General features: G+C 37.6%; 13 protein-coding genes. 7 read left to right on the forward strand and 6 right to left on the reverse strand.

The annotated features are described in order from the left end of the window. Positions 1 to 116: 116 nt before the first annotated feature. Together ABH942_RS10820 and fahA are read right to left on the reverse strand one after the other, a co-directional pair. Positions 117 to 1,298, reverse strand: a complete 1,182-nt coding sequence (locus ABH942_RS10820) for a hypothetical protein (protein WP_370031855.1) — start codon at positions 1,296 to 1,298, stop codon at positions 117 to 119. A 113-nt stretch (positions 1,299 to 1,411) separates the two neighbouring features. After that, positions 1,412 to 2,695, reverse strand: coding sequence for a fumarylacetoacetase (fahA, locus tag ABH942_RS10825; RefSeq protein WP_370031856.1), 1,284 nt, complete (start codon positions 2,693 to 2,695; stop codon positions 1,412 to 1,414). Positions 2,696 to 2,805: 110 nt separating this feature from the next. On the opposite strand from fahA, the gene glyA reads away from it, so the two are divergent. The 5 genes from glyA to ABH942_RS10850 all read left to right on the forward strand — a co-directional run bounded on the left by glyA (position 2,806) and on the right by ABH942_RS10850 (position 9,020). Then, a complete protein-coding gene (gene glyA / locus ABH942_RS10830) occupies positions 2,806 to 4,080 on the forward strand; it encodes a serine hydroxymethyltransferase (RefSeq protein WP_370031858.1) in 1,275 nt (424 codons plus the stop codon). Positions 4,081 to 4,249: 169 nt separating this feature from the next. Continuing rightward, positions 4,250 to 5,626 (forward strand): serine hydrolase domain-containing protein, encoded by a 1,377-nt coding sequence (locus tag ABH942_RS10835; RefSeq protein ID WP_370031860.1) that lies wholly within the window; start codon positions 4,250 to 4,252, stop codon positions 5,624 to 5,626. Positions 5,627 to 5,633: 7 nt separating this feature from the next. After that, positions 5,634 to 6,011: a BlaI/MecI/CopY family transcriptional regulator gene (locus tag ABH942_RS10840; protein ID WP_370031862.1), complete on the forward strand. Its 378-nt coding sequence runs from the start codon at positions 5,634 to 5,636 to the stop codon at positions 6,009 to 6,011. 19 nt (positions 6,012 to 6,030) lie between these two features. Further along, positions 6,031 to 8,175 carry a M56 family metallopeptidase gene (locus tag ABH942_RS10845; RefSeq protein ID WP_370031864.1) on the forward strand — a complete coding sequence of 715 codons (2,145 nt, stop codon included), beginning with the start codon at positions 6,031 to 6,033 and terminating at the stop codon, positions 8,173 to 8,175. A 257-nt stretch (positions 8,176 to 8,432) separates the two neighbouring features. Continuing rightward, complete coding sequence (locus ABH942_RS10850) at positions 8,433 to 9,020, forward strand: tRNA-(ms[2]io[6]A)-hydroxylase (RefSeq protein ID WP_370031927.1); 588 nt, start codon at positions 8,433 to 8,435, stop codon at positions 9,018 to 9,020. Here the strand turns inward: ABH942_RS10850 and ABH942_RS10855 are convergent, their stop codons facing one another. Beyond that, positions 9,021 to 9,593 carry a pentapeptide repeat-containing protein gene (locus tag ABH942_RS10855; RefSeq protein WP_370031866.1) on the reverse strand — a complete coding sequence of 191 codons (573 nt, stop codon included), beginning with the start codon at positions 9,591 to 9,593 and terminating at the stop codon, positions 9,021 to 9,023. A gap of 160 nt (positions 9,594 to 9,753) precedes the next feature. Here ABH942_RS10855 and ABH942_RS10860 point away from each other — a divergent pair, with 160 nt between their 5' ends. Beyond that, positions 9,754 to 10,872 (forward strand): VWA domain-containing protein, encoded by a 1,119-nt coding sequence (locus ABH942_RS10860; protein WP_370031868.1) that lies wholly within the window; start codon positions 9,754 to 9,756, stop codon positions 10,870 to 10,872. Between the two features lie 44 nt (positions 10,873 to 10,916). After that, positions 10,917 to 12,380, forward strand: coding sequence for an AAA family ATPase (locus ABH942_RS10865; RefSeq protein WP_370031870.1), 1,464 nt, complete (start codon positions 10,917 to 10,919; stop codon positions 12,378 to 12,380). A gap of 65 nt (positions 12,381 to 12,445) precedes the next feature. Here ABH942_RS10865 and ABH942_RS10870 read toward each other — a convergent pair whose 3' ends face one another. From ABH942_RS10870 to ABH942_RS10880, 3 genes are read right to left on the reverse strand one after another with little or no spacing between them, the layout of a single operon-like run. Further along, entirely contained in the window at positions 12,446 to 13,672 is a 1,227-nt protein-coding gene (locus ABH942_RS10870) for a lanthionine synthetase LanC family protein (RefSeq protein WP_370031872.1), read from the reverse strand. Next, entirely contained in the window at positions 13,656 to 14,627 is a 972-nt protein-coding gene (locus ABH942_RS10875; protein WP_370031874.1) for a T3SS effector HopA1 family protein, read from the reverse strand. The genes ABH942_RS10870 and ABH942_RS10875 overlap by 17 nt, the downstream gene beginning before the upstream one ends. Next, on the reverse strand, positions 14,620 to 15,714 hold the full coding sequence (locus tag ABH942_RS10880; RefSeq protein ID WP_370031876.1) for a phosphotransferase family protein: 1,095 nt from the start codon (positions 15,712 to 15,714) through the stop codon (positions 14,620 to 14,622). Before ABH942_RS10880 ends, ABH942_RS10875 begins: the two co-directional genes overlap by 8 nt. Between the last annotated feature and the right edge of the window lie 41 nt (positions 15,715 to 15,755).

The raw sequence follows: 15,755 nt of genomic DNA on the forward strand, positions 1-15,755 counted from the left end.
GGTTGTGATAAATTTAACCTATAAAATCCTATAAATAAATACTAATTATGTTAATTTATTGTAATTTAATTTGTTGTATGCTGTGAAACCTTGTGTTTGCGGCTGTTTTTTAAGAATTATCTTCTGATGCTGTTTCGGGAAATAATATTCTTTAGCTTTACTTTCAAATCTTCACCGGTGTCATAAATCATCTGTTCGTTAGAAGGAAAAGGAACTGCTTTTTGGTTGAAATAAGTATAATACGAATCTTCAGCAGCTCTTCTGTCACCTCGGTAAGTAGAGTAGATGTTTTCAAAAATAAATTCGCTGGTCAGTGGGAAAGTTTGTAACAATTGGCCGGACTTATAATCAATATAATCAACTTTGGCGGTTACTTGAGCGGCTTTGAATTGCGTAAATTCATAAATGTCAACCTTAATCGTTTTGAATTTGTCAACCTTAATTACATTACCCAAACTGTCCTTAACGACATTCCCGCGTGAATCCGTTAGGTTCTTCACACCATCTTTTATCTGTTTCTCCTTAATAAACTGCTTTTCTTTTACCTGTTCCGGAGATATGTTAATTTGGCGGAAGTTTACCACAATCTCAAAATCATAATTGACGCTTTTTTGCTTGCTGCTGTGATACACTGTCCATTTGTCGTTCAATCCGTTGGTACTGAAATCTAAAAGGTCGTTCTGAAGACGTATCGGGATAACCATATTGGTTTCATTTCTCATATAAACATTTACGAAATCAGTTCCTTTAAATTGGGCTTCATCCATAAGTTTTCGGATATCTTTAAAACCTGGATTGATTTGGTCAAGATAAAGAAGATCGTCATAGGCACGACGAATAGTCATCTTGTCTTTTGTCAAAAGTAATGCTTTGGCGTTGTCATAAAGATATTTTGAAAGCGCATTTTTACTATTTACGATTTGGTCTGTATAATCATCAAATGGAAAGATGGCGTTTCTGTTTTCCTTCATCAGGCGCAAAGGCAAAAGCGGACGTATTTTTTCCTGGCGGTTGTTTAACTGGACATAGGTAGTATAGATACGTTCCAGATTTCTTGGATTGGCATCTTTTGCTAAAAACTGAACATCGCGTAAGTCGCGTTCTTTTGCTTTTGCAAAGGCTTCTTCAAGCAAGTAGATATAATCCTGTTTTCCTTTTTTGTCTTTGTTAGAACGAAGACTGTTTACGGCATTATCAATAGCTCCGTCATAATCACCGCTGGTTAACATATTGGTAGTTTGTTTTACGCCACAAGATGCTAAAGCAAACACTAGAAACAGGATAGTAATCTTCTTCATAAATGTTAAAATTTTAGGCAAAGATATATCTTTTTTTAAAGTGTTTTCTGCTTTAGATACCAAAACAAAAAAGCCCCGGAATACCGGAGCTTTTGTAAAATATTGAAACTATATTATTTTCTGAAAAAAGGAGGTAACAATTTGCTGGAAACTTCTCCAAATCCAATTCGTACGCTGTCATTTTCGCAATAGCCTTTCATAATCACCGTATCGCCGTCGTTAATGAACTTACGCTCTGAACCATCGTTCATAGTCAGTGGATTTTTACCACCCCAGGTCAATTCCAACATTGATCCGAAGCTGTCAGGAGTAGGACCGGAAATAGTTCCAGAACCCATCATGTCGCCTGAATTAACGCGGCATCCGTTAGAAGTATGGTGTGCCAATTGCTGGCTCATACTCCAATACATGTACTTGAAGTTGGATTTTGAGATAATCGTTGCCTCTGCATTTTCAGGTTGTATGGAAACTTCCAGGTTGATATCAAAAGTTTTTTTGCCTTTTTCCTGAAGATAAGGCAATGGCATTGGTTCTTGAATCGGGCCTTTTGTTCTGAATGGCTCTAAAGCATCCATAGTTACAATCCAAGGTGAAATAGAAGAAGCAAAGTTTTTTGCTAAAAATGGCCCTAGCGGTACATATTCCCATTTCTGGATGTCTCTGGCGCTCCAATCGTTCAAAAGAACCATCCCAAAAATATAATCTTCTGCCTCATGTACCGGAATATTTTCTCCCATGATGTTAGCATCGGTTGTAATGAAAGCGGTTTCCAATTCAAAATCAACTAATCTTGATGGGCCAAATACAGGCGTTGTTTCACCATTAGGCAACGTCTGTCCCATTGGTCTGTGTACTGGGATTCCGGAAGGAACAATGGTTGAGCTTCTTCCATGATAGCCTACAGGAATGTGAAGCCAGTTAGGAAGCAGGGCATTTTCTGGGTCACGGAACATTTTTCCAACGTTGGTTGCATGCTCTTTGCTGGAGTAAAAATCAGTATAATCACCAATTAATACAGGCAGTTGCATTTCAACATCTTCAATCTTAAAAATGACAGTTTCTCTGTGTTTTTCGTTATCTCTTAGTTCAGAATTAGTAGCGTCAAAAATATCTGCAATCCTGTTTCGTACCAATCTCCATGTTTTTTTACCATCTGAGATAAAGTCGTTTAGGGTGTCTTGCATGAACATATCATCAGTCAGGTCAATTCCTTCAAAATAGTTCAGTTGCTGCAAAGCACCAAGGTCAATGGCATAGTCTCCAATTCTTGTTCCAATTGTGACTACATCATCTTTGGTAAGGAAAACTCCAAAAGGTATATTCTGTATAGGAAAATCGCTGTCGTTTGGTACTTCCAGCCATGATTTCCTATTAGGGTCGTTTGCTGTTATAGGCATTATTATTGTTAGTTTATTTGTTTATAAATCAAGTATCAAATATATCGTTATATGGCATTTTAACAAACGCTTTTTGTATTTTTGTCCTCAAATTAACAAAAAATTATCAAATGCTACGCGACGAACAAATTTTTGACTTAATATTAGAAGAACAAGACAGACAAATCCACGGATTGGAACTGATTGCCTCAGAGAACTTTGTGAGTGACCAAGTGCTTGAAGCGGCAGGTTCAATACTAACTAATAAATATGCAGAAGGCTATCCTGGTAAAAGATACTATGGTGGCTGTGAAGTAGTAGACGTAATCGAACAGATTGCGATTGACAGAGCAAAAGCTTTGTTTGGTGCAGAATATGCTAACGTACAGCCGCATTCCGGTTCACAGGCTAATGCATCAGTTTACCATGCCTGCTTAAAGCCAGGAGACAAGATTCTTGGTTTTGACCTTTCACATGGTGGACACTTGACACACGGTTCTCCGGTAAACTTTTCAGGAAGATTATATAATCCAGTATTTTACGGAGTAGATCAGGAAACAGGATTGCTGAACTACGATAAAATTCAGGAAGTTGCGACTAAAGAGCAGCCAAAATTGATTATTGCAGGAGCTTCGGCTTATTCCCGTGATATGGATTTTGCTCGTTTTAGAGAAATCGCTGACAGCGTTGGTGCTATATTGTTAGCTGATATTTCGCATCCTGCCGGTTTAATTGCCAAAGGATTGATGAATGACCCAATTCCATATTGCCATATCGTAACAACAACTACGCATAAAACATTAAGAGGCCCACGTGGTGGTATGATTATGATGGGCAAAGATTTTGAAAACCCATTTGGTATCAAGACACCTAAAGGCGAAATCAGAATGATGTCTTCTTTATTAGATGCTGCTGTTTTCCCAGGAAATCAAGGTGGACCGTTGGAGCATATTATTGCAGCTAAAGCAGTAGCTTTTGGTGAAGCTCTATCTGACGAGTTTTTTGCTTATGCAAGACAACTTCAGAAAAATGCCAAAGCAATGGCAGCAGCTTTTGTAAAAAGAGGCTATAATATAATTTCAGGAGGTACGGATAATCACATGATGCTAATCGACCTTAGAAACAAAAATATTTCAGGTAAGGAAGCAGAAAATGCATTGGTTAAAGCTGAAATTACTGTGAACAAAAATATGGTTCCGTTTGACGATAAATCTCCGTTTGTAACTTCAGGTATCCGTGTTGGAACTGCTGCAATCACAACCAGAGGTTTGGTAGAGGCTGATATGGAAACTATTGTTGATTTGATGGACAGAGTTATCCAAGACCATACTAACGAAGAACTTTTAGAGCAAATAGCTGATGAAGTAAACGAAATGATGAGTGAAAGACCAATTTTCGTCTATTAATCATACATTGAAAAATAGAGTTAAGCCCATACATTTTGTATGGGCTTTTTTTATTAGATAATTTTTTTCAAAAAAAATAGGCTAATAATTTTTTCGTACGAAAAATTTCCTACCTTTGGTTTGATCAAAATAAATTATTGTTTATTTAATAACTATCATCATCAATCAAATGGTAAAACTAATTACAATCTCAGCCATCTTTTTTTTGCAGGCTGCAATGGCACAGACTAAAACTGAAAAGTTGGATAGCCTGTTCCAATCTGCTGCAAACGATGGCACTTTTAACGGCAATATCCTGATTGCAGATAAGGGCAAAGTCATTTATCAGAAATCGTTCGGTTATGCCGATGTCAAAGCAAAAGAAAAACTGACAAGTAAATCGGTTTTTGAACTGGCTTCTGTTTCTAAACAATTTACTGCAATGGGAATCGTTCTGTTACAAAAGCAAGGAAAGCTTTCGTATGACGACCCTATCACCAAATTTTTGCCGGAATTGTCAATGTATAATGACATCACGATTAAGAATCTTCTGGTGCATACGGGAGGACTTCCAGATTACATGGAACTTATGGGCGAAGAAGAAAATCACAATGGTTTTGCGACAAATCAGACGATTATTGACCTGTTTGTAAATAAGAAACCACCAGTTTTATTTAAGCCGGGTGAAAAGCACGAATACAGCAATACCGGCTATGCCATACTGGCCAGCATTATTGAAAAGGCTTCAGGAAAAAGCTTTGGGGATTACTTGCAGGAAAACATCTTCAAGCCTTTAAAAATGAACGATACCCGAATTTACAGAAGATGGTTTAAGCCTGAGAAGATTAAAAATGTCACAAAAGGATATATTTATTCTGACATTATAAAAGGGTTTGTCACGCCAGATGAAATAAGCAAGGATTATTATTCAATCTATCTTGACGGAATCGTTGGTGATGGTATGGTCAATTCGACAACATCCGATCTTTTATTATGGGATCAGGCGTTGTATACTGACAAATTAGTCAATAAACAGGACAAAGAATTGATCTTCAGTTCCTATCCAACCCAAAGTGGCAAAGCAACTCGTTATGGTTTTGGGTGGGGAATATCATCAAGTGACGTATATGGAAAAGTAGTATCGCATAGCGGAGGATGGTCGGGTTATGTGACTTATATAGCCCGTTATCTGGATAAAGGCTACACTATAATCATGCTTCAGAACGTATCCTCCGAAAAAACAAGTATCCCTCAAATGGAGGTTAAAAATATACTTTTCGGTACTCTTTATAAGGCAGATAAGAAGAAAATGGAAGAAATGGCAGGAACGTATAAAAATGATAAGGGAAAAGAAAGAGAATTGCTTTTTGAAAAAGGAAAGCTATACACTAAGCTCGACCCGGAAAATAAACTGGAACTGATTCCGGTTTCAGAAAATAAATTCCTGGTTGATGGTTTCCAGCCTGAGGTTTACTACGAATTTGTAGCAGAAAACAATAAGATTTCCAAATATATAATAACACAACCAGAACTCTCGATACGATCTGAGGGCGTAAAAATTAAGTAGACAGGATATGCAGTCAGAACCTACAAAATCAGAACTAGAAATTTTACAAGTCTTATGGCAGTTTGGCCCTTCGACAGTACGATTTGTAAACGATCAGCTTAATGAGCAAAAAAGAGCCGTTCAGTATACATCAACCTTAAAATTGATGCAGATCATGACCGAAAAAGGAATGCTTGTTAGCGATAAGAGCCAGATGAAACACGTTTATAGTCCGGCAATAGAAGAAAAGAAAACAAAAGGATTCCTTTTGGAAAAATTTGTTGATGCACTATATAATGGCTCCAGCAGCAGCTTGGTGATGCAGCTGTTAGGAAATAAAAACACAACTAAAGAAGAAATCGAAGAAATTCGGAATCTTTTGGATCAGTTAGACCAAAAAAAATAATAACTTAAAAAATCAAACTATGATTATGCCAAATGAAAACGTATTGAAGGCAATTTCTTGGACACTGATCCATTCAGTGTGGCAAGGATTGATTCTGGCAATTGTTGCCGGATTGGTTATAGTGTTTACAAGAAAATCCAAAGCGATAGTTCGTTATAATATACTGTCCGGATTGTTCTTGATTTTCATACTAGCAGTAGGATTTACATTTAATTATGAATACCAGCAAGAAACGGTAATAGTTTCAGAAGGAACGATAACAGGCACAACAGTTTTGGAGCTAAAAAATGTAATGGCAAGTCCAACAGAAGTCGCTCCCGATTATTTACAAAAAGCCAGAATTTATCTTAATGAGCACGCAACGACAATTGCGGCAATCTGGTTCCTGATTTTTGCTATAAAATGTTTTGGTGTGTTTAGAAACCTGACAAATGTTTACAGAATCCGAAACTATAAAGTTCACAATGCCTCTGAATATTGGAACAGCAGAGTAGTGGATCTTAGTAAAAAACTGAACATCAAAAAACATATCGTACTGTTAGAATCCCAATTGGTCAAAGTTCCTTCCGTGACGGGTTTTTTCAAGCCAATTATACTGATTCCGGTCGGATTGCTTTCTAATCTTCCGCAAGACCAGATAGAAGCAATATTGCTGCATGAACTGGCACATATCAAACGCAGGGATTACTTCATCAATTTATTGCAAAGTTTTGCCGAAATTCTGTTCTTCTTTAATCCAGGTTTCCTTTGGATATCTTCATTAATCAAAGATGAAAGAGAAAACTGCTGCGATGATATTGCTGTTGCTATTACGCAAAGCAAATCCCAATTTATCCATGCTTTGGTTTCTTTTCAGGAATACAATATGAAACAGAACGAATTGGCACTTGGTTTTGGAAAAAATAAAAACCAGCTTTTGGCAAGAACAAAACGTATCATTCAGGACAATAATAAGTCGCTCAATACTGTCGAAAAGACTTTTCTATCACTTTGCATCATTATCATGTTAAGCTTTTCTTTGGCTTGTTCGAATACTAAGGCAACAACAGCAACAACAGCTGAAAAGGAAAGTAAGGCTGAAATAGTCTATCTGAAAAACCTAACGAGAGATAAGTTGTTAGGAGAAGAGGAAATTCGTCAGGCAGAAATCGCTGCGCAAGATGCACATAAAGCTGCCGCTATAGCAAAAGTTGAGGCTGAAACAGCTCAAATTAAAGCCGAAGAAGCAAAAGTTGAAGCTCAGAAAGCCCAACAGGAAGGTACGATTTCTCCAGATGAAGTCAAACAATATGAGATGGGAGCTTCACAGGCGAAAATTGAATTTGAAAAGGCTAAAAAAGACCATGAAATTGCGATGAAGGAGCATGAAAAGGCCAAAAAAGAACACGAAATAGCAAGAAAGGAAAATGAAATAGCGAAGAAGGAAGACGAAAAAGCCTGGAAAGAACATGAGAAGGCTAAAAAAGAGCATGAAAAAGCCAAGATTGAATTTAATAAGGCCAGAATGGAAGCCGATAAATACAGACAATCTACTGGTGCTACTTACCAAATTATAAGGCCTATGACATTTGAAGAAGCGCAAAAATTAGGAATTTGTATTGTAACCGACCAGACAAAGGCCGATATCATAGCACAAAAAGAAGCCCTAATCAAACAAATAAAGGAAAATAAAGACCTGATTGTGTATAAAAAAGCTGAGCAAGGCAAAATGATTCAGGAAAAAAGAGCCCAAATGGATGCTTTAAAAGAAAAAAAAGAATTGTGGTTGGCAGATCAGAAAGCTAAGTTTGTGTTGAAAAAAGCAGAAATGTTTGAAATCAAGAAAATAAAGCAGGAAGAACTACAGAAAATGAAATTTAATAGAGACAGTATTTATAAAATTTATAAAATAAAAGGGGACAAAAAAACAGGCAGTATTGATGTTTCAAATGACATAAATAATCAAATCATACAGGTTTTGGCAAAAGAAAAGGCAATTGCAAGCACAGACAATTTGTCCTATAAGCTTTCTCACAATTCTATTATCATCAATGGGAAAACGATCACTGGAAATGTACATTATAAGCTCACAAAGTATTTAAACCCAAATATTAGCGCCATTTATTACAATTATGACATAGCAAATCAAGATCTTATCGATAATGCTAGGCCTAGAAAATCTTAAAACTGCCTCATCAGCAGAGTTTCAATCATCATCAAATCAATCAAAATCTTCAAAACGGCTTGCCTGAAAAACAAATAGGGCAAAGTCAAAAATCAAATTTGTTATTGAGTTTAGTAACCAGAAGGAACCGCCATATCGAGGTTCCTTTTGGGTTTATATAAGTTACCAAGTTTCTAAGTGTCTTAGTCCCTTGGCATCTTAGCTGCTCATTTCAAAACAAATCCCTAAATTTGCAACTTAAATTATACGCTATGTCAATGCTGCGCTTAAAATTGCCAACCGACCCAAGATGGGTAAACATTGTAGAAACCAATATTGAAGAAATATTGACAGACCATGCCTGGTGTGAACAAAAGGCAGCGTCGAATGCTATTACTATCATCACGATCAATTCGGAGTATCCGGATTTGGTAACGGATATGTTGGCTTTGGCAAAAGAAGAAATCGAACACTTTGAAATGGTGCACGAAATTATCAAGAAGCGCGGATTAAAGATGGGGCGTGAGCGTAAAGACGAATATGTTGGAGAATTGGCGCAGTATATGAAACGCAGCAATACCGGAAGTCGTGTGTCCGGGTTTGTAGAAAGGATGCTTTTTTCAGCGATGATCGAAGCTAGAAGCTGTGAGCGTTTTAAAGTACTTTCAGAAAATATCAATGACGAAGAACTTTCAAAATTTTATCGTGACCTGATGGAAAGCGAAGCCGGACATTATACTACATTTATTTCCTATGCTAGAAAATATGGACAGGGAATTGATGTTGAAAAACGTTGGAAAGAATGGCTTGAATTTGAAGCCACTGTCATTGCAAAATATGGCAAAAAAGAAACCATACACGGCTAATCATTCTTTGATTATCAACTCGTGTTTTTGCAATAAACCTTTAAGGCCGGCTAATGAAAAGCTGGCTTTTTTGATTTTGTTCTTTTCCGGATCGATAGAGAAATTATAACTTGTCGTAAAATCAGCCTTGATAGCCGTTGTATTTGAAAAAACGCTCTTGTGCAGGTTGCAATGGTCAAACAATACATTGGTCAGGTCTGTGTTCATAAAATCGAGTGCAATCATGCTGCAATTGCTAAACGTAGTGCCTTTCATTATCAGGTCATAGAATTTGCAAAAATCCAGAATACAGTCTTTGAAATGGATTTCAAAAATCAGCTTGTCGCACATCGAAAAATTGACATCCAATACCTGACAATCGATAAAATTCACTCCCCTAAAAGCCACATGATTGATTCGGGCGCCGCTGAAATCACAGTTGGTAAAACTACAATCTGTAAAAGTAACTCCGATAAAATTACAGCGTGTAAAATCACAATTTGAAAAATGGCATACCTCAAATTCTTTCAGATTGAAAGCATTTTCTGTATAAACTTCATTTGAGTAATTCTGGTCGTGAATATAATCGGTCATAAATCTTTAGATGAATTGCAAAGCTATTTCAATTTCAAATGCGACAAAAAATTATAATTAATACTTGTCAACAATTCGATGGAAGCGGAACTTCATTTTAACTAAAAATTAATACCGTGCCCAAACCATCACATCTGATTAAACATTAATTTTATCATCTATGGAAACTAATAAAAGAAAAGGCTTCTTATTCAAAAAATACGAAGCTCCTAATTTGTCTCCTTTTGATAAACTCTTCGAAATTTTCAAAGAACTAATAACGCACACTTCAGGCGATTTTGACGAAGCTATTGATTGGCTTCGGGAATTGGATAAGGAATATAAACTGACGGATTCAAGCTATACTATTGATGACTTTATCGAAGATCTTAAGAAAAAAGGATACATACGGGAAGAAATAAAAGATGATGGTTCTGGCGGACTAGCCATTACATCAAAAACAGAAAGAGCCATACGCCAGCAGGCACTCGATCAGATTTTTGGAAATCTGAAGCGCAGCGGCTCAGGAAATCACAAAACAAAACATTCAGGAAACGGAGACGAACATACGGGAGAATTCAGGGAGTTTCATTTTGGAGACAGTCTGGAACGGATTTCTTTAACGGAAAGCCTGAAAAATGCCCAGGTCAATAATGGTATAGACAGTTTTAAACTGACCGAAGATGACCTTGTGGTAGAAGATGCCCAATTCAAGGCACAGATGAGTACCGTGTTGATGATTGACATCAGCCACAGTATGATTTTGTATGGAGAAGACCGTATTACGCCGGCTAAAAAAGTAGCTATGGCTTTGGCAGAACTGATTACTACACGATATCCGAAAGACACGCTCGATATATTGGTATTTGGAAATGATGCCTGGCCAATTGCCATAAAAGATTTGCCTTATCTCAAAGTAGGACCTTATCATACCAATACTGTGGCAGGATTGGAGTTGGCAATGGATTTGCTACGCAGGAAACGAAATACCAACAAGCAGATTTTTATGATAACAGACGGTAAGCCAAGCTGCATACGCGAACGTGACGGTTCGTATTATATGAACAGTTATGGCCTGGACGACTATATCGTTGATAAATGTTATGCCATGGCGCAACAAGCCAGAAAACTGCATATTCCAATCACTACTTTTATGATTGCCAACGATCCGTATTTGCAGCAATTTGTCAATTATTTTACAGAAGCCAATCAGGGAAAGGCGTTCTATACCGGACTAAAAGGCTTGGGTGAAATGATTTTTGAAGATTATGAAACCAACAGAAAAAAAAGAATAAAATAACAGACAAAGTAAAAGAATCCCTAATAAAAAGAGTAAGAATAAAAATGAAAGCAGAAACTATAAAAACCCTAGGGGAACTAAAAAAATCAGGATACCAATCCAAAAGTATAAAAGACGAATTGCGTGACAATCTTCGGGAGAAAATCAGCAAAGGAGAAACCGTTTTTCAAGGTGTACATGGTTACGAAGACACTGTTATTCCGGAATTGGAAAGAGCCATACTCTCACGTCACAACATTAACTTACTAGGACTTCGCGGTCAGGCCAAAACCCGACTGGCACGTTTGATGGTTAACTTATTAGATGAATGGATGCCGATTGTGGCAGGTTCCGAAATCAACGACGATCCGTTGCAGCCTATTTCACGATATGCCAAAAACCGTATTGAAGAACATGGCGACAATACGCCAATAGAATGGATACACAGAAACGAACGTTTTTTTGAAAAACTGGCGACACCAGATGTTACGGTAGCTGACCTGATAGGTGATGTAGATCCGATTAAAGCCGCCAACCTGAAACTATCATATGCTGACGACAGGGTTATCCATTTTGGGATGATACCAAGAGCCAACCGCTGTATTTTTGTTATTAACGAATTGCCGGATCTTCAGGCAAGAATTCAGGTGGCCCTTTTCAATATATTGCAGGAAGGAGACATACAGATACGCGGATTTAAAGTACGCTTAGCTTTGGATATGCAATTTATATTTACTGCCAATCCAGAGGATTATACCAATAGAGGAAGTATTGTCACGCCGCTAAAAGACAGAATCGGTTCACAGATATTAACGCATTATCCGGAAAGTATCGAAATTGCAAGAACGATTACTGAACAGGAATCCAATCTTGACAGCCGCCAAAGTAATTTAATACATGTGCCTTCATTGGCAAAAGATTTGCTGGAACAGATTAGTTTTGAAGCCCGCGAAAGCGAATATGTTGATGCTAAGAGTGGTATAAGTGCCCGATTAAGTATTACGGCTTTTGAAAATCTGTTGAGTACGGCAGAACGCAGAGCTTTAAAAACAGGAGCTGAAAAAACGGTCTTGAGACTTTCTGATTTTATGGGAATTATTCCTGCCATTACCGGAAAAGTAGAATTGGTTTATGAAGGCGAACAGGAAGGAGCAGGAGTTGTAGCCCAACATCTGATTGGTGATGCTATCAAGACTTTCTTTTCGATGTATTTTCCAAAAATAGAAAAGCTCGAAAAACAAGAGGAAAAAAGTCCTTATAAAGACATGGTTGATTGGTTTTTCAATGAAAGTGGTTTTGAGCTTTTAGACGATGCGACTGATGCAGAATACAAACAACAGCTTGATTCTATTATTCCGCTTAGAGCGTTGATAGCCAAATACCAGCCTGATGTGACACCTGAGGATATTTACTTTATGAAAGAATTTGTACTTTGGGGACTGGTCGAATACAACAAACTCAGCAAAGACAGGATTGTCAAAGGCTATCAGTTTAATGATCTTTACGGAAGTTATATTCGAAAACTATAAAAAAATGCCTCTCATTTGAGAGGCATTTTTTGCATAAAGCATAGGGGAAAAAAGAGCTGCCGCTGTTAATCTTGCAAACCAGGAACCAGGAAAGTCTTATGCTTATTTTTATTAAACAGCCTAAGATAGAAATAACCTGTTCCGGCAATTCCCATCATCAGTCCGGGCGTATACTGTCCGGTGTTGATGCCAGTAGGCCATGAAATTCGGTTTTCCTGATATTTTTGGATGCCGGCAGTTCCTACAGCTTCTGCTAATTGATGGTATTCAACTCCGCCGCAATCCAGCAATATTTCTGCATTGCCCGCGATTCCATGGCATAAAGAATAATTTGTGGTATTTAGATTATCTGTAAGAGCATGATAAATACTTGAAGTTGTTGTTTTTAAAGCAACACTCATTTCCTGTACAAAAACAGCATTGGCTTTTGTCTGATTTGCTTTTAAGCGTGATAAGGCAATACCGGGAGCACCATGGCACCATGCCAGTCCACAGACTTTTGCAGTTGTTGTAGAAACTCCGTCTCTGAAATCAGGCCAGTTTTGCTGTGAAATATCAAAAGATTGTCTTTCATAATTAAAACCTCCTTCAGCACCTTTTAGAAAAATTTCTTCTCCGGTAACTTCATGTAATTGTAGTAAGGCCAGGGCAACACCGGATGATCCATGAGAAAATCCTGTTAAGTTTTTAGAAGAGGGAACCGTTGCCCAAGACCATACAGTTTCATTTTTTACAGCCATATCACATAACAAATGTCCGAGTGTGATGGCTTTGTCCAGCAAATCTTGTTTTTGGAAAGTCTTATAAGCGTCAATTAACACCGGAATTGTTCCTGCTGCGCCGCTAATGACATCAACTTCATGAGATTGTAATGATGAAGGAATAATGCTGTCGAGCAGACTGAGTCCGTATTCAACCCAATCTTCCCGTTCCAGTTCCTTCCCAATGTGGATCAGGGCAGTGGCAATGCCGGATTTTCCTGCGTAAAAACCAAGATCAGGTATAGTATCGATATTGTTTTGTATATGGGCGATGCTTCCTTCTATCGTTTTGAGCAGGATTGGGTCTTTTCTTTCAGCATATAATGCCGTCAGAAAAAGTGCAATTCCTGAAGTTCCGGAATACAAATCGGCTCCAAAAGTTCTTATAATAGGCTGGTAGGCGCCATCAACGAATTCAACAGAATAACCTTGCCAATTACAGGAATTGTTATGCCAGATGCTGTTTTTCATCAATTGACATCCAATTTCCCATGCCGTTTCCAAGAAGGTGTTTTTAGATATAGCTTCCATGATTGTCTTTTTTATTGAATGCTTTTTTTGTTCCTTTATTTAAAAAAGTAGTTTCCGGATCGATTCCTTTTTGTTGGAAAGCTGTTGCTATTTCCTGAAGCACTAGGTCGGTATCCCATTTTTTAGATGCCGAATTAGCAAGTACTGAGGCAACGGTAGTCATTCTGTTCATTCCAAAACTTTCCTGTGAAGATGGATTTTCTGCCATGCCCATCCCTTTTTGGTAACGGTAGCTAAAAAGAGGTACATCTTCTTCAAGATATTCTTTTATATCCCCATACAATTCAGGAAGTAATTCGTCGAGTAGGTGTTGCAATGTATCTTCCAGATACAAAACAGCGGCATCACGTCTGAAATAAAGCTGCGGATGGTTGAGGCATTTAAAAAGGAATGGAATATTATAACGGTTGAGTTTTTTAGTGATACTGTCAATCAATACGGGAGCGCCTTCGCTTGTAATGTTCCAATACACCCGAAGTAGATTTTTTGAAGTATCGAGATTCTGATTTCCGAAAACATAATAAAAGGTCGGTTGTCGATGTTGGTCTTCTTTCGGAAAAAACACAGAAACATTTTGTCCACTGGTTTCTTTTAATGCACTTAACGGAACGATGTGGCTTTCTGAATGCCTAACGACTTCAACATAGCCGCCAGGATAATTGGTCTTGACCTGCCAGCCCTGTTCAATCCTGTCTTTGCTATGGTTATTTTGAGAAAGCAGTCTCATAAAATTAGCGTCATTCTCGATTGAATAATTAGGCTTATAATGTAAACTGGATTGGTAGGATTCTTTGAGGGCATAACATTCAGAATACAGAATCCGGGTAAGCGATTCCTGTAAAGTATCTGGTGTCACAGCATATTGTTTACCTCTGAACACAATATGGGAAGAGGTAATCTGTAATTGATTGATGAGCCGGGTAAGCTCTTTTATAATAGTGGAATCTTTAAACATATTGATAAAGTTTGATATCAAACAATTCTTCTAAAGCAGCAAGAGGATCTTTCATGATGTTGAAAGCAAGCTGGATGCAACGCATATTGTTGGCTTCTATTTTAGTATTGAAAGTAATGCCTTCAACACTGGTTTGTATGATCCTGGCGGCAGTAAATTGCATCAATCGTGTAAAAAAAGCCGGGTGGTCTGATTCAGGAATAGTCTTTTCTTTTAAATACTGGTAGATAAAGGCTTGTGCCGATGGCTGCATATTTTTAAGATCGTAAAATTTCATATGTTCTGGCAGTTGGTTGCTAAAAGGATCGTTATTGTCAAATCCCAAAAGCCATGTTGCAACATAAGATTGCAGAAGTCCGCCAACATCCCACATCGGATCTCCGATATCTGCCAATTCCCAATCAATAAGTCTTTGGCTGATCCCGTTTTCATTTTCAATAGCCAAAAAATTAATCCATTTGATATCACCGTGAATAAGATGGGTGTATTGCCAAGAAGCTCCCAATTGTGACAAAGCGTTTAGCAATAGAGGATTATCCTTGATTAATTGAATTGCTGATGCACTGGCTTCGTTATTTGCAAAAAAAGAATCGGCATTATGGCGGTCTAGTTGCAACACCCATGGAAGTAATTTTGGAAATAAAGATATATCTGTTTCGGCGTTAGGACGGATATGGCATAGAGCCAATATAGTGGCTTGCTCTCGGGCAAGATGTAAGTCGAAATTTTTAGTGAGCATATAATACTCGGTCAGGTTTTTTGCATTGTGCAACAATTCAAAAACCATTACATTATTTTCATCGTCATGGTCTAATAGACGTGAAGTAAGAGGAGCAACAGCAGAAAATGTCTGGCTGTTCTTGAATAAATCATAAGCGTTTATTTCTCGTAAAAAAAGGCTTTTGGACACGGCATCGTTCGCTGTCTGTTTTACAAAAAGAGAATTATGAGGTTCCAGAACTATCTTTAGTATCGTATTTCGGGTTTTTACAGGATGTACCATAAAATGGCCATTGACTACGGTTTCTTCATCAATAAGCTGCCTTTTGTGCAGGTAGTGGTATACATTTTCAGGAATTAGCTGCATAGTAGTTTTTTTAAGAATTTAGTAGAATAAGCCGCAAGATT

It is taken from the genome of Flavobacterium sp. 28YEA47A, from assembly GCF_041262125.1.
Classification (GTDB): Bacteria; Bacteroidota; Bacteroidia; order Flavobacteriales; family Flavobacteriaceae; genus Flavobacterium.

Bases quoted from the DNA above. Each gene is read 5' to 3' on its own strand.
- ABH942_RS10820 (WP_370031855.1), bottom strand. From the start codon at position 1,298: ATGAAGAAGATTACTATCCTGTTTCTAGTGTTTGCTTTAGCATCTTGT.
- fahA (WP_370031856.1), bottom strand. From the start codon at position 2,695: ATGCCTATAACAGCAAACGACCCTAATAGGAAATCATGGCTGGAAGTA.
- glyA (WP_370031858.1), top strand. From the start codon at position 2,806: ATGCTACGCGACGAACAAATTTTTGACTTAATATTAGAAGAACAAGAC.
- ABH942_RS10835 (WP_370031860.1), top strand. From the start codon at position 4,250: ATGGTAAAACTAATTACAATCTCAGCCATCTTTTTTTTGCAGGCTGCA.
- ABH942_RS10840 (WP_370031862.1), top strand. From the start codon at position 5,634: ATGCAGTCAGAACCTACAAAATCAGAACTAGAAATTTTACAAGTCTTA.
- ABH942_RS10845 (WP_370031864.1), top strand. From the start codon at position 6,031: ATGATTATGCCAAATGAAAACGTATTGAAGGCAATTTCTTGGACACTG.
- ABH942_RS10850 (WP_370031927.1), top strand. From the start codon at position 8,433: ATGCTGCGCTTAAAATTGCCAACCGACCCAAGATGGGTAAACATTGTA.
- ABH942_RS10855 (WP_370031866.1), bottom strand. From the start codon at position 9,593: ATGACCGATTATATTCACGACCAGAATTACTCAAATGAAGTTTATACA.
- ABH942_RS10860 (WP_370031868.1), top strand. From the start codon at position 9,754: ATGGAAACTAATAAAAGAAAAGGCTTCTTATTCAAAAAATACGAAGCT.
- ABH942_RS10865 (WP_370031870.1), top strand. From the start codon at position 10,917: ATGAAAGCAGAAACTATAAAAACCCTAGGGGAACTAAAAAAATCAGGA.
- ABH942_RS10870 (WP_370031872.1), bottom strand. From the start codon at position 13,672: ATGGAAGCTATATCTAAAAACACCTTCTTGGAAACGGCATGGGAAATT.
- ABH942_RS10875 (WP_370031874.1), bottom strand. From the start codon at position 14,627: ATGTTTAAAGATTCCACTATTATAAAAGAGCTTACCCGGCTCATCAAT.
- ABH942_RS10880 (WP_370031876.1), bottom strand. From the start codon at position 15,714: ATGCAGCTAATTCCTGAAAATGTATACCACTACCTGCACAAAAGGCAG.